Source organism: Sphingomonas sp. IBVSS2, assembly GCF_002127225.1.
Lineage (GTDB): Bacteria > Pseudomonadota > Alphaproteobacteria > Sphingomonadales > Sphingomonadaceae > Sphingomonas.
In genome coordinates this window covers 177,039-197,409 of the sequence record NZ_NFUR01000005.1, presented here as the reverse complement: position 1 = coordinate 197,409, position 20,371 = coordinate 177,039, and the positions used below count along the sequence as shown (strand labels likewise).

The following is a 20,371-nucleotide window of genomic DNA, read 5'->3' as shown; positions in this document are numbered from 1 at the left end:
TAATACACTTGGCCGGGGACACGATCATGGGCTGGAAAATCGCGCGCAATCTCGCCGCTTCGATCGCGCTGGCCGGGATCGGGTCCAGCCCCGCCATGGCCGACCCGGACCGGCCGGCGATTTGCGCGCTGGTGGAGAAAGCGTCTGCCGATGCCCTGCTGAACGTGCCGTTCCGCATCATCGACGGCCGCATCTATGTTGATGTGCGGGTCAATGGCGACGGACCGTACCGCTTCGCCGTAGATACGGGCGCGAGCGGAATGGGCCGCGCCGATGCCAGCCTGGTCGCGAAACTGAAGCCGCCGATCAGCGGTGCCGCCGAGACCTCGGATGCCGTGGCATCGGCGCGGGTCGATACCGTCCGCCTGGCGTCGGTCGCGCTCGGCGGGCTGGTTCGCCGCGATCTGGAAGTGATGACCCGCGACTATAGCGGCAAGATGGCGCCCGAGGCGGCGTTCGCCGGAATCCTGGGCCGCGCCTTCTTTGCCGACGGGTTGCTGGTGATCGATTATCCGAAGCAAAGGCTCAGCTTCACCCCCGGCGCTGGACTGGCGCCGGGCGCGCCGGGGGTGCTCGGCTATGAACGCGCCTTCCGGGTGCCGGTGACGATCGGCGGGGTCGTGGCCCAAGGCAATCTCGATACCGGCGCCAATGTCGCCTTCGTCCTCCCCCGACCGCTCTTCGACCAGGTCGGCGGCGGCGCGATCGAGGCGGCGGGCGATGGCAAGCTGACCAACACGACCGTGAAGACCGGCAGCGCGAAGCTCCACGGCCCGTTCCGCATCGGCGCGGCGACGCTTTCCGATATGACCGTGCGGATCTCCGACAGCTATCCCGAACTCCTGGTGGGGGCCCATGCCCTGCAGCATTTCGCGCTGCTCATCGACCAGCGTTCCTCCAGCGTCGCGCTCTGCCCGGCAAAGGATCGCTAGGCCACGCCTTACCGCATGTTCAGCGCCACGCTGGCCAGGATCACCGCGCCCAGCATCGCCATCACCTGAAGGAACTGCCAGGGCACATAGCCGACATCGTCGATCCGCGTGCGCCGGCGGCGGCGATGCTCGCCCAGCGCGCTGACCACCGCAATCGCCGCCGCGCCTGCCGCACCGAACCATAATTGTTGTTGCATCGAACCGAAGAACCCCCACATGCGCGGACGACATCTAGGGAGGGAATTCGCGTGCGCCAGACCCTGACCGTTCTTGCCGTGCTCACCACTGCCGTCGCCGTGGCCAGCGTCGCCACCGGGGCGCCGCGCACCCAGCGCTCGGCCATTGCCGAGGCGGTCGCCTCGCCCAGCCGCTCGCCGGCCAATGTCGCGCGCGATCCCTATCGCCATCCGGTCGACACGCTCAACTTCTTCGGCGTGAAGCCCGGCAACACCGTGGTCGAGATCTGGCCGGGCGGCGGCTGGTATACCGAGATCCTCGCGCCGCTCACCCGCGCCAAGGGCCAATATTATGCCGCGGTCGGCCCCGATTTCCCGAATGGCGGAAAGGCGGTCGAGACGCTGAAGGCCAAGGACCCGGCGCTCTACGGCCATGCCAAGCTCGTCGCCTTCCCCGCCGAAGCCGGCCAGCCCAAGGTGGCCGACGGCACCGCCGATATCGTCCTCACCTTCCGCAACGTCCATAACTGGCGGATGGGCTACAAGCGCGGCGACCAGGACTATGCGCCCGAGGCGTTCAAGCAGATGTTCGCGATGCTCAAAAAGGGCGGCACGCTCGGCATCGAGGATCATCGCCTGCCCGAGGGCGCGAGCGACGCGCGCGAGAAGACCAGCGGCTATCTGAAGGTGTCCACCGTCCGCCGCCTGGCCGAGCAGGCCGGCTTCGTCTTCGTCGCCGCGTCCGAGGTCAACGCCAACCCGCGCGACACCGCCGACTGGCCCAAGGGCGTATGGACGCTGCCCCCCACCTATACCCTCAAGGACGTCGACCGCGCGAAGTACGCCGCGATCGGCGAGAGCGACCGGATGACGCTAAAGTTCAGGAAACCCTGATTTTTTCGTGCTAAACGAGGCATTAACCGTCTCGTCTTATCACTGACATGTGCCACGCCGAATTCGAACCCTTCTGTCGGTCCTCCGCGAGGAAGTAGACAGCTATGCCGCGACCAGCGAGGAAATCGCCGCGCGTACCAACCTGCTCGCGCTGAACGCGGCGATCGAAGCCGCGCGCTCGGGCGAGGCCGGGCGCGGCTTCTCGGTGGTGGCGCAGGAAGTGAAGGCGCTGGCGCAGCAGGCGCGCGGCGCCTCGATCGAGTTCCGCTCCGAAGTGCGCGAGCGCCTCGCCATGGGCGCGGGCATCGCCGACGAGATGGTGAGCGAGATCGAGGGCACCCGCCTGGTCGAGCTCGCCCAGGCGCTGATCCAGAACGTCTCCCGCCACCTTTATGGCCGCAGCATCGACCTGCGCGTGATGGCGACCGATGCCGAAGTGATCGCCGCGCTCGAGGATCCGAGCCCCGAGACGATCGCCGCGGCCGATGCCCGGCTGGCACTGCTCACCGGGATTTCTCCCTATTACGTCAACGCCTTCCTTGCCGACGACGCGGGCAAGGTGATCGCTGCGTCCGATCCGCATGCGCGCGTGCGCGGCGTCGACCTGTCGAGCGCACCGCAATATCTGAACGCGATCCGCAGCCACCGGCGCGACGAATGGTTCACCGACGAAGTGTGGCTCAACCCCTATTCGGACCATCGCGCGGTGCTCGTCTTCGTCACCGGCGTGCGCCCGCGCGGCCGCGACGGACGGCCGCTCGGCGCCTTCTATCTCGAGTTCGACTGGGAGGGGCACATCCCCGCGATCATCTCCGACCGGTCGCTCTTCAGCGAGCGCGACTGGGGGCGGACCAGCATCTCGATCGTCGACCAGCAGGATCGGATCGTCGCCACATCGGCGGGCAAGCGCCACGGCGAGCACGTCATGCTGCCGCCCAATGCGGTGCGCGGCGCCGAAGTGCGCGGCGACAACACGATCGCCTTTGCCAGCGCCACCGATTATCACGGATTCGGCGGGCTGGGCCTGCGCTGCGTGATCGAGCAGAAGATGCCTACGCTGGAGGAAATCCGTGCGGCGCTGGGCGTGCTGCGGGGGCGGTCATAGCTCTTCCTAAGCCCCTCCCTTCCAGGGAGGGGAGTCGGGATTACTTCCCCAGCTTCTCGATCTTGTCCTGCAGCCGGGCGAGTTCCGCCTTGAGCGCCGCGACATCGTCTTCGCCGCTCGCCGCCGGAGCCGGAGCCGGAGCCGGAGCCGGAGCCGGGGTAGCCGCGGGTGCCCCCGGGGCGCCCGGCGCCGTCCCGGGCTTGAACGCCTGGGTCGCGGCTTCGAAGATCTCCATGTTGCGCTTGGCCATTTCGGCAAAGGGCGAATTGGCGAAGGCGCCTTCCACCGCCGACTTGAACTGCTGCTGGTTGCGGCGGAAGCTCTCCATCGAAGCCTCGAGATAGCCGGGCACCATCGCCTGCATCGAATCGCCGTACAGCGCGATCAGCTGGCGCAGGAAGTTCACCGGCAGCATGGTCTGGCCGCGCTGCTCTTCCTCCATGATGATCTGGGTGAGGACATTATGGGTGATGTCCTCCTCGGTCTTGGCATCGACGACCTTGAAATCGCGCCCCTCGCGCGTCATCGCGGCCAGATGGTCCAGCGTGATGTAGGACGAGGTTTCGGTGTTGTAGAGTCGCCGGTTCGCGTACTTCTTGATGATGACCGGACCGGTGCCAGCAGCGCTCTTCTTCATCTAAGGCCCCCAGGTGAGTGAAACATATCTATCATCGTTTCATTCTGCGGCGCAACACGGACCGCGCCCGCTGCCGCTGTTCCTTTCGCTGTTGCGCAGCGAGACCGCAGCATCGCCCGAGCGCCGGGCCGCCGCGCTCGCCGGGCTGAAGGCCTATCAGGCGGCGGAAAGGCCGCCGGAACGCATATTGCCGCCTGCAATCGCCACCGCCGGGCGCGCCGCGCTGCGCGACTATGGCGGCAGCGGCCCGCCGGTCGTCTTCGTGCCGTCGTTGATCAACCCGCCCTTCATCCTCGATCTCGCACCGGGCAATTCGCTGCTCGAATGGCTGGCGACTCAAGGGCTTCGGCCGCTGCTCGTCGATTGGGGCTCGCCCAGGCCGGAGGATCGGGGCCAGGGCATCGACCATCATATCGCCGAATTGCTGCTGCCCCTGCTCGACGCGCTGCGCGAACCGCCGCTGCTCGCCGGCTATTGCCTGGGCGGCACGCTGGCCATGGCGGCGGCGATGCTGCGGCCGGCGCGCGGGCTCGTCACCATTGCCGCTCCCTGGCGCTTCCGGCGCTATGGCGATTTCGCGCGCGCAGCCATTGCGGCGCAATGGGAGGCCGCGCAACCGTCCTGCGCCCAGCTCGGCCTGGTGCCGATGGAAGTGCTCCAGGCCGGCTTCTGGCAGCTCGATCCCGCCCGGACGATCGCCAAGTTCGAGCGATTCGCCCGACTGGCGCCGGACAGCGACCAGGCCCGCGCCTTTGTCGCGCTCGAGGACTGGGCCAATGCCGGCGCGCCGCTCACCCATGCCGCGGGGCAGGAGATGTTCGAGCGCCTCTTCCGCGCCGACCGGCCGGGCGCCGGCCGCTGGTGGGTGAAGGGCACGCGCATCCTCCCGTCGCGGCTCGCCTGCCCGGCGCTGGAGCTGCTCTCCACCACCGACCGCATCGTCCCCGCCGCCACCGCCGCCGGCCTGGCCGAGCGGCGGAGCCTCGCCCTCGGCCATGTCGGCATGATCGTCGGGGGCCGGGCGCGCGCAATGGTGTGGGAGCCGCTGCGCGACTGGCTTCTTGCCGCAGCGCACACTAGATAGCCCGCGACTATCAGAGACCGCAGGAGTCGTTTCCCATGGCCAACCCGACCGACGTCGTCATCACCGCCGCCAAGCGCACCCCCGTGGGCAGCTTCCTCGGCGCTTTCGGCAGCACCCCCGCGCACGAGCTGGGCCGCATCGCGATCGAGGCGGCGCTGGAACAGGCCGGCGTGAAGGGCGAGGAAGTCAGCGAAGTCATCCTTGGCCAGGTGCTCACCGCCGCGCAGGGCCAGAACCCCGCCCGCCAGGCCTCGATGGCCGCGGGCGTGCCCAAGGAAGTGCCCGCATGGAGCGTGCAGCAGGTCTGCGGCTCGGGCCTGCGCGCCGTGGCGCTCGCCGCCCAGGCGATCCAGACCGGCGATTCGACCATCATCGTCGCCGGCGGCCAGGAGAGCATGTCGCTCGCCAACCACGCCCAGGCGCTGCGTGCCGGCGCCAAGATGGGCGATGTCGCCCTGGTCGACACGATGATCAAGGACGGCCTGACCGACGTGTTCAACGGCTATCACATGGGCATCACCGCCGAGAACCTGGCCGAGCAATATCAGGTCACCCGCGCCGAGCAGGACGAATTCGCCGTCGCCAGCCAGAACAAGGCCGAAGCCGCCCGCGCCGCCGGCCGCTTCAAGGACGAGATCGCCCCGGTCACGATCAAGGGCCGCAAGGGCGACACCATCGTCGCCGACGACGAATATATCCGCGCCGGCGCCACGGTGGAGAGCGTCGCGGGCCTGCGCCCGGCCTTCAAGAAGGACGGCACCGTCACTGCCGCCAACGCATCGGGCCTCAACGACGGCGCCGCCGCGCTGGTGGTGATGTCGCGCGCCGAGGCCGAGAAGCGCGGCGCGCCGATCCTCGCGACGATCCGCAGCTGGGCCACTGCCGGCGTCGACCCGTCGATCATGGGCATCGGCCCGGTTCCCGCGTCGCGGAAGGCGCTGGAAAAGGCCGGCTGGACCATCGCCGACCTCGACCTGATCGAAGCGAACGAAGCCTTTGCCGCGCAGGCGCTGTCGGTGGGCAAGGAACTGGGCTGGGACGCGAGCAAGGTGAACGTCAATGGCGGCGCGATCGCCATCGGCCATCCGATCGGCGCTTCGGGCGCCCGCGTGCTCACCACCCTGATCTACGAGATGGCGAAGCGCGATGCGAAGAAGGGCCTGGCCACGCTCTGCATCGGCGGGGGCATGGGAATCGCCATGTGCGTCGAGCGCTGAGCGGCTTTCGTCGCATTACGAAATGTTTCTGACGAATGGGGCCTTAGCGTGTTGAAACGCTAAGGCACATTCTGAATGTTACATTAACCCGCGCCAGTTTGAAATTTGGCGCGCGTCATAGTCTCTTTTTTGCAACACCGCCGACACAATTGCGCCGGGCAATATGTCCGGCCCTTGCGGTGCAGAAACACGTCCGGCTCATTCCCCCCTTCGGGCATTCCGCTCGAGGGGCAAAAGAACCAATGAAAATATCTCACTTGCTGAGCGCGACGGCGCTCGCCGGGTCGCTATTGGCAACGCCGGCCGCCTTCGCCCAGGATTCGCAACAGGCACCGGCCACGAACCAGACCGAAAAGGCCCAGGACGAGGAAATCGTCGTCACCGGTTCGCGCATCCGCATCCGCAACACGATCGACGCCGCCGTGCCGGTGCAGACGATCACGGCAACGCAGCTGCTGGGCACCCGTGGCGACGTGTCGCTCGGCGACGCGCTCAACCAGCTGCCGCAGTTCCGCTCGACCTTCAGCCAGGCGAACTCGACCGGCTCGATCGGCACCGCCGGCCTCAGCCTGCTCGATCTGCGCGGCCTCGGCACCTCGCGCACGCTGACCCTGATCAACGGCCGCCGCGTCGTCTCGGCCGTGCCGGGCAGCTACACGCCCGACGTCAGCACCATTCCCTACGACCTCGTCGACCGCATCGAGACCGTGACCGGCGGCCAGTCGGCCATCTACGGTTCGGACGCCATCGCGGGCGTCGCCAACTTCATCCTGCGCCGCGACTATGACGGCGTGCGCGTCCGCGCGCAGAGCGGCATCAGCACCTATGGCGACCGCGGCACCTATCTGGTCAGCGCGCTCGCCGGCAAGAACCTGATGGACGGCCGCCTGAACATCACCGCCTCGGCCGAATACACCCATGCGAACGAGCTCTATTATGCCGATCGCGACTATCTGGGTGCCTATGGCGGCACGCCGGGCTTCATCACCTCGCAGATCACCACCGCGCCGAACCGCAATTTCGACGGCATCCCGAACACCGCCTTCGTTCCGCGCGGCGTCGTGTTCGGCAACCGCTCGATCGGCGGCACCGTCATCACCGCCTGCCCGTCGACCGCGACCGCGGCCAATGCGGCACAGCGCGCGGCGATCTGCACCGGCCAGAATTCGCCGACCGGCAGCCCGATCGCCTATAACTACATGTTCGAGCCCGATGGCTCGCTGATCAAGGACTCGCCCTCCACCACGGGCATGACCGACAATCGCGCGATCGGCGGCGGCATCCTGTTCGGCAAGTCGGCTTCGGGCGTCGAAGGCGCCATGCTCATGCCGAGCCAGGACCGCATCGTCGGCAACCTGCTGATCAACGGCGACTTCTCGCGCGCCTTCCGGCCGTTCGTCGAGCTGACCTATTCGCAGGTCAAGGTGCACCAGCAGTCGGTGCAGCCGAGCTTCACCGGCGGCACGCTGAGCTCGACCTTCAGCGTCAACAACCCGTTCCTGACGACGTCCGCGCGCAACACGCTGACGACGATCCTGGCGCCGGGGGCGACGAGCTTCACGCTCAACCGCTTCAACAACGACCTCGGCACCCGCGCCGAGTTCCACAATCGCAAGACCTATCGCGGCGTCATCGGCGTCGGCGGCGATCTCAGCGACACCGGCAACCTGCGGTACGAAGTCGCCGCCAACTATGGCCGCACCGAGAACACCTATCGCACCGGCGGCAACGTGCTGGTCACCCAGTTCAACCGCGCGGCGAACGCGGTGCTTGCGCCCGCCGGCTATACGGGCTCGAACTTCGTGCTCAACGATGCGGGCCAGAAGGTGGTCTGCGGCGTCAATGCCGACGCCAGCACGACCAATGACGATGCGGCCTGCTACCCGATCAACCTGTTCGGCGAGAAGCGCTACGATCAGCGCGCGCTGAACTACATCCTGCATACCTCGACTCGCAATCAATGGGCCGAGCAGCTCGATTTCACGGCCTTCGTGTCGGGCGATTCGAGCGGATTGTTCAGCCTGCCGGGCGGCCCGGTCGGCTTCGCGATCGGCGGCGAGTATCGCCGTGAGGACGCCTTCTCGGGCCAGGATCCGATCACCGCGTCGGGCCAGACCTTCCTCAACCCGGCGGCGACCTTCGATCCGCCCGCGGTGAAGGTGAAGGAAGCCTATGGCGAACTGCGCATCCCGCTGCTCGCCAACCTGCCGCTCATCCGCGAGCTGACCTTCGAAGGCGCCGCGCGCGTCTCCGATTATGGCGGCACCACGGGTTCGGTCTGGGCGTGGAACGGCGGCGTCATCTGGGCTCCGCATCGCGACCTGCGCTTCCGCGGCACCTTCTCGAAGTCGGTCCGCGCGCCCAACCTGAGCAACCTCTATGCGACGGCGGCGACCACCTTCCAGAACGGCTTCACCGATCCGTGCGATCAGGCCGGCGGCACCAACGCGTCGAACAACATCACGACCAACCCGAATCGCGTGAAGAACTGCGCCGCGGCCGGTATCCCGACCACGATCACCTTCACCGATCCGGTCTCGGGCAATGTGGTGACCCGTCCCTGGACCAACCAGACGACGGCCGGCCTGGCGGGCATCAACTCGGGCAACCCGAACCTGCTGCCGGAAAGCGGCTACAGCTTCACGGTCGGCACGGTGTTCACGCCCAAATTCGTTCCGGGCTTCAGCATCTCGGTCGACTACTACAATGTCCGCGTGAAGAACGTCATCTCGGGCCTCACCGGCCAGGCGATCATCAATCGCTGCTATGACGATCCCAGCGGCATCAACAACATCTTCTGCGCCGCCGTCTTCCGTCGCAGCAGCTCCAACGCCGTGGAGAACTACACCTTCAACGGCCAGTCGAATCGTCAGATCGACCAGTCGACCTTCAACCTGGCGCTTGCCGGCAACGGCAACAGCTTCATCAACCAGCCCTACAACTTCGCCAAGCTGGCGACGCGCGGCATCGACATCGACGTGGCCTATGACCACAAGTTCAATGACGATTTCGCGATCAACCTGCGTGCGATCGTCAGCTATGTGATGGACCGCCTGTCCTACAGCTACATCACCGAGCCGAACCGCTACGACCGTATCGACAGCACGCTGGGCGATCCGAAGTGGCAGGGCCAGTTCACGGCGAACGTCAAGCTGGGCAACGTCGATGTGAACTACAATGCGCGCTATGTCGGCAAGCAGATCGTCTCCGGGCTCACCTACGAGACCTTCTTCCCGTCGCAGGGCCGTTCGGCCACCAACCCGGATGCGCGTCCGTTCATCTATTATGATCCGATCATCTACCAGAGCGTGCGGGTCGGCGTGAACGTGACCAAGGACTATCGCCTGTACGCCGGCGTGGACAATCTCACCAATGAACTGCCGCCGTACGATGCGACCGGCACGGGCAATGATGCGATCTACCCGAACACGGGCCGCTTCTTCTATGCGGGCGCCCAGGTTCGCTTCTGATCCTTCGCTCCTGAAAACCGGAAAGGGCCGCTCGAAAGGGCGGCCCTTTTCTTATGCCCAGATCCGGTCGAAACGCCCGCCGAGCCCGGTCAGCAACTCATATTGCGAGAGGCCGCTCAGCACCGCCGTTTCGGGCAGGCCATAGGACATCGCGACCCAGTCGCCCTCGCAAAGGTCGGGGAGCGCCGTCAGGTCGATCGCGGCAAGGTCCATCGAGACGCGACCGATCACCGGCAGCGCGACGCCCGCCACCATCGCCGACCCCTTGCCGGAGAAGCAGCGCAGATAGCCGTCCGCATAGCCGAGGTTGAGGATCGCCACTTCGGTGTCGGCCGGCGCGATCCAGGTCGCATTGTACCCCACGCTCTCGCCGGCACGAACCCGGCGGCGCTGGAGAATCTGCGCCTCCGGCGTCGCGACCTGGCGGATCGCGTCGTGCCCGGGCCGCTGCCGGCCGCCATAGAGCGCGATGCCCGGCCGGGTGAGATCGAAGGCATAGTCGGCCCCGAGCGCGATCCCCGCCGAATTGGCCAGGCTCAGGCGCTTCGCCCGCGTCCGCCCTTTGAGCGCGCCAAAGGCGGCGAGCTGCCGGGCGTTGAGCGGCACGTCCTCGTCGGCCGAGACGAGATGGCTCATCAGCGTCTCGATCGCCAGCCCGTCGAGCAGGCCCGTGCCGATCTCCTCGGCCGAGACGCCGAGCCGGTTCATGCCGGTATCGACCATCACGTCGCAGGGCCGCCCCGTCGGTTTCCAGCGCAGCACCTGCGCCGCCGTGCTCAGCACCGGCCGGGCATGGGGTGCGTCGAGCGGGTCCTCGGCACGCACGCCGTGCAGCACCGATACCGGGACGCCCAGATCCGCGAGCGCCGCTGCCTCGGCCCAGGTCGCCACGAAGAAGTCGCGGCATCCCGCCTCGGCCAGGCGGACCGCCACGTCGCGCGCGCCGAGCCCATAGCCATTGGCCTTGATCGCCGCGCCGCACGAAGCGGTGCCGCTGAGCTTGGCCAGGTGCCGCCAGTTCGAAACGAGCGCGGCACCGTCGAGCCGCAGGCGCAGGGGAGCAGTCATCCCGCAGCGGTTAGGGGGTGCGCCCGGTCCCCGCAATGGCCGTTGCGGGGGATGGGTATGCCCTCAGTGCCTCGCCCGGCGCGGCGCCACCGTCTCCTGCAGGCCCAGCAGCGTCACCACCAGCGCCATCGCCACCACGGCGATGGTGTACCACAGCCCCGCATAGGGATCGCCGGTGCGCGCGACGATATACTGGCTGATGAAGGGCAGGAAGCCGCCGAAATAGCCGGTGCCCAGATGATAGGGGATCGACATCGAAGAATAGCGGATCCGGCTCGGGAACATCTCGCTGAGCAGGGCCGCGACCGGGCCATAGGTCGCGCCGGCCAGCGCCATCAGCCCCAGCATCGCCAGCACGATCACCGCGATATTGCCCGCCGGGGGCACGGTGCGTTCGAGCTCGTAGCCGGCCGCGGCGAGCGCCGCGTCGAGCCCGGCGGGGCCGGCATCCGCCACCGGCACGCCGCCGATCGTCACCACCACCGCTTCGGCCCGGTCGGTCTTGTAGGCGATGCCCTTCTTCGAGAGCTGGTCGAGGATCCGGCCACAGGCGTCCACTTGCTTGGCGGCGAAGGGATCATAGGTGCAGTCGGGGCCCCGCACGACCACCGGCGCACGCTTCGCCGCTTCCGCCAGCCCTGGATTGGCCGCGCCGCCGATCGCCCAGAACAGCGGGAACAGCAGCACCAGCGTCAACGCATAGCCGATCACGATCGGCTTCTTGCGCCCGATCCGATCGGACAAATGGCCGAACAGGATGAAGAAGCCGCATCCGGCGAGCGCCGATCCGCCGCAGATCAGCTGCGCGGTGGTCGGGTCCATCCGCATCGGCCCGGTGAGGAAGGAAAGCACCGAGAACATCGAGGTGTACCAGATCACCGTCAGCCCCGCCGCGATGCCGAACAGCGCGACGAAGAGCCGGGACAGGTTGCCCGGATAGGTGAAGCTCTCGACGAACGGGTTGCTCGCCGTCTCGCCGGCCTCCTTGATCGCCTGGAACACCGGGCTTTCGGAAAGCTTCAGGCGCATCCACAGCGACACGGCGAGCAGCAGGATCGAGAAGAGGAAGGGCAGGCGCCAGCCCCATGCCTCCCAGGTCGCGACCGGCATCGGCGCCTTGAAGGCGAGCACGACCGCGAGACTCAGGATGAAGCCGCCGACCACGCTCGCCTGGATGAAGCTGGTATGGAAGCCGGCGCGCCCGCCCGGCGAATGCTCGGCGACATAGATCGCCGCGCCGCCATATTCGCCGCCCAGCGCCAGCCCCTGCGCCACGCGCATCAGCAGGATCAGCAGCGGCGCCGCGATGCCGATCGCGGCATAGCTCGGCACCAGGCCGATGCCGGCGGTGGCCAGGCCCATCACGGTGATGGTGACGAGGAAAGTGTATTTCCGCCCCATCCTGTCGCCCAGATAGCCGAACAGCACCGCGCCCAGCGGCCGGAACCCGAAGCCGACCGCGAACGCCGCCCAGGCGAGCAGGCTCGCCAGCACGTCGTTGCCCGCGGGGAAGAAAGTGTGCTGCAGGATGCCGGTGGCGGTCAGCGTGCCCCAGATGAAGAAATCATACCATTCGAAGATGGTGCCCAGCGACGATGCGCCGATCACCAATTTGATGTCCTTGCCCGTCGGCTCCGCCATTGGGTCCCCCTCCCGTGATCCGCGCGCGAGCTTAGCGGCTTCGGGATGGGCGACAAGACGGGGCCGGGCCCCGCCTCACCGCCACACCAGCATCGCCACCGCCGCCGCGCCCATCACCACCGTCGCCGCCCAGCCGAACCAGAGCAGCGGCCCATGGATGCGAAAGGCGCCCATCACGCGGCGGCGCGTTGCGATCACCATCATCACCGCCATGATCGGCACCGCCGCGAAGCCATTGACCACGGCGCTCCAGAACAGCGCCTGGATCGGCGGGATACCCGACCAGTCGAGCCCGATGCCGAGCAGCGTCGCCAGCGCGATCACGCCGTAGAAGCCCGGCGCGTCGCGCACCCGATATTCCAGCCCGCTGCGCCAGCCGCGCGCGTCGCCCACCGCAAAGGCCGCGGATCCGGCCAGCACGGGCACCGCGAGCAGCCCGGTGCCGATGATGCCGATCGCGAACAGCGCGAAGGCGAAATTGCCCGCCACCGGCTTCAGCGCCTCGGCGGCGTCGGCGGCGGTGTCGATCCTGGTCACGCCCTGCACGTGCAGCGTCGCGGCGGTCGCCACGATGATCGCCAGCGCGATCAGGTTGGAGAAGGCCATGCCGATGAAAGTGTCGATCCGCATCCGCCGGATCTCGCCGGGCGCCTGCTCGGGTGCCTCGGTGAGCGGCCGGGCTCCGTCATGATCCTCGACTTCCTCCACTTCCTGCGCGGCCTGCCAGAAGAAGAGATAGGGGCTGATCGTGGTGCCGAAGATCGCCACCACGGTGGCGATCGCCTGGGGGCCGTCGATCCGGGGCACCACCAGCCCCTTCGCGGCGGCGGCCCAGTCGACATGCACCACCAGCATCACCGCGACATAGGCGAACAGCGACAGCGTCAGCCATTTCAGCACATGGGCGTAGCGGTGATAGGAGATGAAGGCCTGGAGCATCAGGCAGAGCAGCGCGAAGAAGATCGTGAATCCATGGTCGCCCCAGCCCAGGACCAGCTGCGCCGCGTCGCCCATCGCGGCGATGTCGGCGCCGATATTGATCGTGTTGGCGACGAACAGGATCGCGACGAGCAGGGTGAGCAGCCAGCCCGGCAGCACCTCGCGCATGTTGCGGGCCAGTCCGCGCCCGGTCACCCGGCCGATATGCGCGCTCACCAGCTGCACCGCCGTCATCAGCGGATAGGTGAGCACCATCGTCCACATCAGCCCATAGCCGAACTGCGCGCCGGCCTGGGAATAGGTGGCGATGCCGCTGGGATCGTCGTCCGCCGCGCCGGTGATCAGGCCCGGGCCGAGCTTCTTCGCAACCGAGGTTTCTTCCTGTCTGCTGGCGGTCATGCAGGCTCCGGCATCGTGACGAATGCACGATGCTACCAGATAGCGCGCGATCCCGAACCAACCCAGATCGATGCGCCCGGGCCGCACCGATCCGGACCGAATGCCGATTGCGCGGGCGCCGCTTACGCGGGAGCTTCCCCGCGGTTCGCCTCAGGGGACGCGAGCCGCAAAAGGGGAGATCCCATGTCTGGAGACAATCCGAGCTTTCCGATCGGCACCTGCGCCGCGAGCTGGTTCGACAGCGCGCACGCACTGCACATCCGCGTCTATTCGAGCGACGGCTATACGATCAGCGAGCGCTGCAACGACGGCAATGGCTGGACCGCCGGCGCCAGCTTTCCCGGCTCGCAGGCCTCGGTGACGGTCTGGCAGGATTCGCAGGGCGAGCATATCCGCCTCTATGTGACCAATGCGGACGTCACGACCGAATATTGCAACGATGCGGGCACCCCGGGCTGGACCAAGGGCGGCTATACCCAGCCCTGAACCGGGCCGCGGCCGGGCCTCAGTCGAGGTTCGGCCGCAGCCAGCGCGTCGCCTGTTCCAGGTCGACGCCGCGCCGGGCGGCATAATCCGCGAGCTGGTCCTGCCCGATCCGGGCCACGCCGAAATATTCGGCCTGGGGATGCCCGAAATAGAAGCCCGAGACCGCGGCGGTGGGTAGCATCGCGAAGCTCTCGGTCAGCGAGATGCCGGTGCGCTTGTGCGCGTCGAGCATCTTGAACAGGATCGGCTTCAGGCTGTGCTCGGGGCAGGCCGGATAGCCCGGCGCCGGGCGGATGCCGCGATAATCTTCCTTGATCAGCGCTTCGTTGGTCAGCTGCTCGCCCTCGGCATAGCCCCAGATCGACGTGCGGACGAACTGGTGGAGCCGCTCGGCAAACGCCTCGGCCAGGCGATCGGCCAGGGCCTTGAGCAGGATGTCGCTATAATCGTCGATCGCGTTCTTGAAGCGCGCAAGATGCGGCTCGATGCCGTGGATGCCCACCGCGAAGCCGCCGATCCAGTCGCCCTGGGTATCGATGAAATCGGCCAGGCACATGTTCGCCCGGCCTTCCCGCTTGGCGATCTGCTGGCGCAGCATCGGCAGCGTGACGTGATCCTCGTCGCCGACATGGACGATGATGTCGTCGTCCTTGCGGCGGCACGGCCACAGCCCGGCGACGCCGCGCGCGGTCAGCCATTTCTCCTCGACGATCCGGTCGAGCATCTTCTGCGCATCGGCGAACAGGCTGGTCGCGCTCTCGCCGACCACCTTGTCCTCCAGGATCGCCGGATAATTGCCCGCCAGCTCCCAGGCGCGGAAGAAGGGCGTCCAGTCGATATAGCCGCGGAGGTCCTTCAGGTCCCAGTCGGGAAATTCGTGCACGCCCGGCATGCGCGGCTTGCCCGGCTTGAGGCGCATGTCCGCCTCGAACGCATTGTCGCGGGCCTTGTCGAGCGGCAGCAGCTCGCTCTGCCCGCGCCCGGCGCGCGCCTGGCGGACCTGCTCATATTCCGCCGCGACCTTGGCGACATAGTCGTCGCGCTGGGTATCGGAGACGAGCGCGGTCGCCACGCCCACCGCGCGGCTGGCATCCAGCACGTGCACCACCGGCCCGGTATAGGCCGGCTCGATCCGCAGCGCGGTGTGGACCCGGCTGGTCGTCGCGCCGCCGATCAGCAGCGGCATCGTCATCTGCGCGCGCTGCATCTCCTCGGCGACGGTGACCATCTCGTCGAGCGACGGCGTGATCAGGCCGGACAGGCCGATCATGTCCGCGTCATTCTCGTTGGCCGCCTCGAGGATCTTCGACCAGGGCACCATCACGCCCAGATCGACCACGTCGAAGCCGTTGCACTGCAGCACCACGCCGACGATGTTCTTGCCGATATCGTGGACGTCGCCCTTCACGGTGGCCATCACCACCTTGCCCTTGCCCTTGGCGCCGGGCTCCTTCGCCGCCTCGATGAAGGGCAGCAGATGCGCCACCGCCTTCTTCATCACGCGCGCGGACTTCACCACCTGCGGCAGGAACATCTTGCCGGAACCGAACAGGTCGCCGACCACGTTCATCCCGTCCATCAACGGCCCCTCGATCACTTCGATCGGCCGGGCGAAGGCGAGGCGGCACTCCTCGGTATCCTCGACGACATACATGTCGATGCCCTTGACCAGCGCATGCTCGAGCCGCTTCTTCACGTCCCAGCCGCGCCATTCCGCCGCCTGCTTCTCGGCCACCGCGTCGGTGCCCTTGAACTTCTCGGCGAGCGCGACGAGCCGGTCGCCGGCCTCGGGGTCCTTGTTGAGGATCACGTCCTCGCAGGCCTGGCGCAGCTCCGGCTCGATCTGGTCATAGACGTCGAGCTGGCCGGCATTGACGATCGCCATGTCCATGCCCGCCGGGATGGCATAATAGAGGAACACCGAGTGCATCGCCTTGCGCACCGGCTCGTTGCCGCGGAACGAGAAGCTCAGGTTCGAGAGGCCGCCCGAGATATGGCAATGCGGGCAGCGCTTCTTGATCTCGCGCGTCGCCTCGATGAAGTCGACGCCGTAGTTGTTGTGCTCCTCGATGCCCGTCGCCACCGCGAAGACATTGGGATCGAAGATGATGTCCTCGGGCGGGAAGCCGATGCCGACCAGCAGCTTGTAGGCGCGCTCGCAGATCTCGATCTTGCGCGCCTGGGTGTCGGCCTGGCCGGTCTCGTCGAACGCCATGACGACCACGGCGGCGCCGTATGCCATGCACTTGCGCGCATGCTCGAGGAACTGGTCGACGCCTTCCTTCATGCTGATCGAGTTGACGATCGGCTTGCCCGAGACGCATTTCAGCCCCGCCTCGATCACGTCCCATTTCGACGAGTCGATCATCACCGGCACGCGCGCGATGTCGGGCTCGGCGGCGATGAGCTTGAGGAAGGTGGTCATCGCCTCGTGCGCGTCGAGCAGGCCCTCGTCCATGTTGACGTCGATCACCTGCGCGCCGTTCTCGACCTGCTGGCGCGCGACCTCCACGGCCCTGGCATAGTCGCCGGCCATGATGAGCTTCTTGAACGCCGCCGAGCCGGTGACGTTGGTGCGCTCGCCGACATTGACGAAGCTGGTGGAGGAGGAGGTGTTGGTCATTTCTCGTTTCTGTTCAAAGGTTCAGGCTGCGAGCGGGCGCGCCAGCACCACGTCGTCGAAAAGCTGGCCGCCCACGTCGAAGCGGCGCTCGCCCACCGGCACGAAGCCCTGTTTCCGGTAGAAGCCGAGCGCGCGGGCATTGTGCGCATAGACGCCGAGCAGCAGCCGCGCATGCCCGGCCGCGCCGGCCACCGCCGCCGCCATCAGCGCCGCGCCCGCGCCCGAGCCGTGGAAGCGGGAAAGCAGATAGATGCGCTTGAGCTCGATATCGTCCTGCCCGGCGCCGGGCAGCGCGGGCGCGGTGAGCTGCGCGAAGCCGACCGGCGCGCCGCCCGGGGCCGCCTCCAGGATCCAGGCCCGGCTGCCTCCGGCGAGATAGTCGGCGAAGCGCTCGGGCGCATAGGCGTTGGCGCAATGCGCGACGATCGCATCGCCGGGCAGCACGCCGGCAAAGGTCTCGAGGAACGTGGCGCTCGCCACGAGCGAGAGCGCGGCGATGTCGCCCGCACCCGCCTCGCGGACCCGCCATGCCTGCGGTTCGGCCATGCTCATGCCCCCATGGTGAAGGGCTCGAGCCCGGCCAGCCGCGTCCGCACCTCCGGCGTGGGGAGCGGCCGGGCCGGCAGCCCCTCCACGGCCTTCGCGATTGCGCCGATATGCGCGGGCGTCGATCCGCAGCAGCCGCCCAGGATGTTCACCTGCCCCGCATCGGCCCATTCCTTGACCAGCCCCGCCGTCGTCTCGGGCAGCTCGTCATAGGCGCCCAGCTCGTTGGGCAGGCCGGCGTTCGGATAGACCATGATCAGCGTGTCGCAGAGCGCCGACAGCGTCTTCACGTGCGGGCGCAGCTGCTCGGCGCCGAACGAGCAGTTGAGCCCGATCGTCACCGGCCGCGCATGGCGCACCGCATGCCAGAAGGCCTCCACCGTATGGCCGGAAAGGTTGCGCCCGCTCAGATCGGTCAACGTCATCGACAGCATGATCGGCAAGTCGCGGCCCAGCGCCTCGCCCGCCTCGATCGCGGCCATGATGCCGGCCTTGGCGTTGAGCGTGTCGAACACCGTCTCGATCAGCACGAAGTCGATCCCGCCTTCGACCAGCGCGTCGATCTGCTCGCGATACACGTCCTTCAGATAGTCGAAGTCGATCTCGCGATAGCCGGGATCGTTCACGTCGGGGCTCAGCGACAGCGTCTTGTTGGTCGGCCCCAGCGCGCCCGCCACGAAGCGCGGCCGCCCGTCCCTGGCCTCGAACTCGTCGGCGATCGAGCGGGCCAGCCGGGCACTCTCCACATTGATCTCGCGCACCAGATGCTCGGCGCCGTAATCGGCCTGGCTGATGCGGTTGGCCGAGAAGGTATTGGTCTCGGCGATGTCCGCCCCCGCCTCGAAATAGGCGCGGTGGATCGATGCCGGCACCTCGGGCATGGTCAGCGCGAGAATGTCGTTATTGCCCTTCTGGTCGTGGCTCAGCCCCAGATCGCCGGCATAGGCGGCCTCGTCGAGCTTCCAGTTCTGGATCTCGGTGCCGAACGCCCCGTCGGTGATCAGGATGCGCTTGGCAGCTTCGGCCAGCAGTTTCTCGCGTGCAGTCATATTCATTCCTAGTTCCTCCCCGGCACGGGGAGGGGGACCAGCCGCAGGCTGGTGGAGGGGGCCCTCCGCCTGGCTTTCCGCTGGTGGAGGGCCCCCTCCACCACGCCGCTGCGCGTCGCGATCCCCCTCCCCGTGCCGGGGAGGAACGAAATCTACGCCCCGACCAGCGCCGCCACCTTCGGCCGCACGCCCAGCAGATGGCAGATCGCGTAGCTCAGTTCGGCCCGGTTGAGCGTGTAGAAGTGGAACTGGCGCACGCCGCCGGCATAGAGCTTGCGGCACAGCTCCGCCGCCAGCGTCGCCGCCACGAGCTGGCGGGCGGCGGGATGGTCGTCCAGCCCCTCGAACAGCCGCTCCATCCAGCCCGGCACCTGGGTGCCGCACATGCCCGACATGCGCACCACGCTGGCGAAGCTCATCACCGGCATGATTCCCGGCACGATCTCCGCGTCGATCCCCGCCTTGGCCGCATCGTCGCGGAAGCGCAGAAACGTCTCGGGCTCGAAGAAGAACTGGGTGATCGCCCGGGTAGCGCCCGCATCGATCTTGCGCTTCAGATTGTCGAGGTCCGCCGTCTGGCTCGGCGAATCCGGATGGCATTCGGGATAGGCCGCGACCGAGATCTCGAAGGGATGGAGCCGGCGCAGCCCCGCCACCAGGTCGGCGGCATTCGCATAGCCGCCGGGATGGGTGCTGTACTTCTCGCCCGCCCGGGGGGGATCGCCGCGCAGCGCGACGATGTGGCGCACACCGGCCGCCCAATATTCGCGCGCGACCTGGTCGATCTCCTCCCGGGTCGCCTCGACGCAGGTGAGATGGGCCGCCGCCGGGATCGCGGTCTCGCGCGCGATCCGCGCCACCGTGTTGTGCGTCCGCTCGCGAGTCGAGCCGCCGGCACCATAGGTCACCGAGACGAAGCGCGGCCCCAGCGGGCGCAGCGTCTCGATCGATTCCCACAAAGTCTCCTCCATCTTCTCCGTCTTGGGCGGGAAGAATTCGAAGCTCACATCGATATCGCCCGCCACGTCCGCGAACAGCGGCGCCGCCAGCGGGTCCAGAATAGTCATGCGGCCTTCACCCCTTGCTTCTCTTCGCCCGTCTTGCGACCGAGCCATAATTTCACCGTCAGCTCGCCGCCCTCCAGCGTCTCCACCTTCACCGGCGCGAGCCCATGCGCCTCGAACCAGCCGAGCACCTGCTCGTCGGAGAAGCCCAGCCGCGTGTGCGCGTCCTTCTGCCGCAGCTCCTCGCGCTCGTGCGGAGCGAAATCGGCGATGAGCAGCCGCCCGCCCGGCGCCAGCACCCGCGCCGCCTCGCCGATCGCAGCGCCCGGCTGCTGCGCGAAGTGGAGCACATGGTGCAGGATCGCGAGGTCCGCCCCGCCGTCCTGCAGCGGCAGCGCATAAAGGTCCGCCTGCCGCAGCTCGGCATTGGCCAGCCCCTGCTCGGAAAGCTTGGCGCGCGCAAGGCGCAGCATCTCGCTCGACCGGTCGATCCCCAGCGCGCGCTCGGCGCGCGGCGCGAACAGCTCGAGCATGCGCCCGGTGCCGGTACCGATGTCGATGAGATAGCCGACCGACGCCTCGCCCAGCGCCGCGGCCATCGCCGCCTCGACTTCGCTCTCGGCGACATGGAGCGAGCGGATCGCATCCCATTCGCCGGCATTGCTCTCGAACCAGTCCGCCGCCGCGCTCGCCCGGTCCGCGCGCACCGCGGCGAGCCGCGCCTCGTCGGCGACCATCCAGTGATCGACTTCGTTCCAGGCATCGAGCGCGGCGAGCATCGGCTCCACCCGGGCCGGGGCGCCCAGGCCGACGAACACCCAGCTGCCCTCCTTGCGCCGCTCGAGCAGCCCGGCGTCGCACAATATCTTCACGTGGCGCGAGACGCGCGGCTGGCTCTGCCCCAGCACCTGGGCCAGCTCGCCGACGCTCAGCTCCATCGAGCGGACCAGCGCGAGGATGCGCAGCCGCGTCGAATCGGCAAGGGCACGGAAGATGGCGAGGGCGTTCTGCACGGCGATTAGAGATATAAAGATATCTTTATATGCGGTCAACGCATCGCATGCGCCTTGCGCGCGAGTCACTCCCTCGGTTAGCCCTTGC

The 20,371-nt window shown here is 67.7% G+C and carries 17 protein-coding genes; 7 read left to right on the top strand and 10 right to left on the bottom strand.

Going from position 1 to position 20,371, the window contains the following annotated elements:
• Positions 1–26: 26 nt before the first annotated feature.
• The gene (locus CAP40_RS16440; protein ID WP_256924294.1) at positions 27–932 is read left to right on the top strand and encodes a retropepsin-like aspartic protease; all 906 of its coding nucleotides are present in this window, start codon (positions 27–29) and stop codon (positions 930–932) included.
• Positions 933–940: 8 nt separating this feature from the next.
• On the opposite strand, the gene CAP40_RS16435 is transcribed toward CAP40_RS16440, so the two are convergent.
• Positions 941–1,150 (bottom strand): hypothetical protein, encoded by a 210-nt coding sequence (locus CAP40_RS16435; protein ID WP_256924293.1) that lies wholly within the window; start codon positions 1,148–1,150, stop codon positions 941–943.
• Positions 1,151–1,180: 30 nt separating this feature from the next.
• Here CAP40_RS16435 and CAP40_RS16430 point away from each other — a divergent pair, with 30 nt between their 5' ends.
• Both CAP40_RS16430 and CAP40_RS16425 read left to right on the top strand, forming a co-directional pair.
• Positions 1,181–2,002, top strand: coding sequence for a class I SAM-dependent methyltransferase (locus CAP40_RS16430; protein ID WP_086130629.1), 822 nt, complete (start codon positions 1,181–1,183; stop codon positions 2,000–2,002).
• Between the two features lie 49 nt (positions 2,003–2,051).
• Positions 2,052–3,107 (top strand): methyl-accepting chemotaxis protein, encoded by a 1,056-nt coding sequence (locus CAP40_RS16425; protein WP_086130628.1) that lies wholly within the window; start codon positions 2,052–2,054, stop codon positions 3,105–3,107.
• A 40-nt stretch (positions 3,108–3,147) separates the two neighbouring features.
• Here the strand turns inward: CAP40_RS16425 and phaR are convergent, their stop codons facing one another.
• Positions 3,148–3,744, bottom strand: a complete 597-nt coding sequence (gene phaR, locus CAP40_RS16420; protein WP_086130627.1) for a polyhydroxyalkanoate synthesis repressor PhaR — start codon at positions 3,742–3,744, stop codon at positions 3,148–3,150.
• An 88-nt stretch (positions 3,745–3,832) separates the two neighbouring features.
• Here phaR and CAP40_RS16415 point away from each other — a divergent pair, with 88 nt between their 5' ends.
• The 3 genes from CAP40_RS16415 to CAP40_RS16405 all read left to right on the top strand — a co-directional run bounded on the left by CAP40_RS16415 (position 3,833) and on the right by CAP40_RS16405 (position 9,515).
• A complete protein-coding gene (locus CAP40_RS16415) occupies positions 3,833–4,828 on the top strand; it encodes an alpha/beta fold hydrolase (RefSeq protein ID WP_256924319.1) in 996 nt (331 codons plus the stop codon).
• A 35-nt stretch (positions 4,829–4,863) separates the two neighbouring features.
• Positions 4,864–6,045 carry an acetyl-CoA C-acetyltransferase gene (locus CAP40_RS16410; RefSeq protein WP_086130625.1) on the top strand — a complete coding sequence of 394 codons (1,182 nt, stop codon included), beginning with the start codon at positions 4,864–4,866 and terminating at the stop codon, positions 6,043–6,045.
• A gap of 242 nt (positions 6,046–6,287) precedes the next feature.
• A complete protein-coding gene (locus CAP40_RS16405) occupies positions 6,288–9,515 on the top strand; it encodes a TonB-dependent receptor domain-containing protein (RefSeq protein ID WP_086130624.1) in 3,228 nt (1,075 codons plus the stop codon).
• A 51-nt stretch (positions 9,516–9,566) separates the two neighbouring features.
• Here the strand turns inward: CAP40_RS16405 and CAP40_RS16400 are convergent, their stop codons facing one another.
• The 3 genes from CAP40_RS16400 to CAP40_RS16390 form a co-directional block, all read right to left on the bottom strand.
• Positions 9,567–10,583 (bottom strand): alanine racemase, encoded by a 1,017-nt coding sequence (locus CAP40_RS16400; protein ID WP_086130623.1) that lies wholly within the window; start codon positions 10,581–10,583, stop codon positions 9,567–9,569.
• 63 nt (positions 10,584–10,646) lie between these two features.
• Positions 10,647–12,224: an MFS transporter gene (locus CAP40_RS16395; RefSeq protein ID WP_086130622.1), complete on the bottom strand. Its 1,578-nt coding sequence runs from the start codon at positions 12,222–12,224 to the stop codon at positions 10,647–10,649.
• Between the two features lie 75 nt (positions 12,225–12,299).
• Positions 12,300–13,562: an NRAMP family divalent metal transporter gene (locus CAP40_RS16390; RefSeq protein ID WP_086130621.1), complete on the bottom strand. Its 1,263-nt coding sequence runs from the start codon at positions 13,560–13,562 to the stop codon at positions 12,300–12,302.
• A 183-nt stretch (positions 13,563–13,745) separates the two neighbouring features.
• Here CAP40_RS16390 and CAP40_RS16385 point away from each other — a divergent pair, with 183 nt between their 5' ends.
• On the top strand, positions 13,746–14,048 hold the full coding sequence (locus CAP40_RS16385; protein ID WP_144034399.1) for a fucose-binding lectin protein: 303 nt from the start codon (positions 13,746–13,748) through the stop codon (positions 14,046–14,048).
• Between the two features lie 19 nt (positions 14,049–14,067).
• Here the strand turns inward: CAP40_RS16385 and metH are convergent, their stop codons facing one another.
• From metH to CAP40_RS16360, 5 genes are all read right to left on the bottom strand, one after another.
• Complete coding sequence (gene metH, locus CAP40_RS16380; RefSeq protein WP_086130620.1) at positions 14,068–16,671, bottom strand: methionine synthase; 2,604 nt, start codon at positions 16,669–16,671, stop codon at positions 14,068–14,070.
• 21 nt (positions 16,672–16,692) lie between these two features.
• Positions 16,693–17,217, bottom strand: a complete 525-nt coding sequence (locus CAP40_RS16375; protein ID WP_086130619.1) for a GNAT family N-acetyltransferase — start codon at positions 17,215–17,217, stop codon at positions 16,693–16,695.
• A gap of 2 nt (positions 17,218–17,219) precedes the next feature.
• Positions 17,220–18,266 (bottom strand): homocysteine S-methyltransferase family protein, encoded by a 1,047-nt coding sequence (locus tag CAP40_RS16370; RefSeq protein ID WP_086130802.1) that lies wholly within the window; start codon positions 18,264–18,266, stop codon positions 17,220–17,222.
• Positions 18,267–18,418: 152 nt separating this feature from the next.
• Complete coding sequence (gene metF / locus CAP40_RS16365; protein ID WP_256924292.1) at positions 18,419–19,333, bottom strand: methylenetetrahydrofolate reductase; 915 nt, start codon at positions 19,331–19,333, stop codon at positions 18,419–18,421.
• The gene (locus tag CAP40_RS16360; RefSeq protein WP_086130618.1) at positions 19,330–20,283 is read right to left on the bottom strand and encodes a metalloregulator ArsR/SmtB family transcription factor; all 954 of its coding nucleotides are present in this window, start codon (positions 20,281–20,283) and stop codon (positions 19,330–19,332) included. The genes metF and CAP40_RS16360 overlap by 4 nt, the downstream gene beginning before the upstream one ends.
• Between the last annotated feature and the right edge of the window lie 88 nt (positions 20,284–20,371).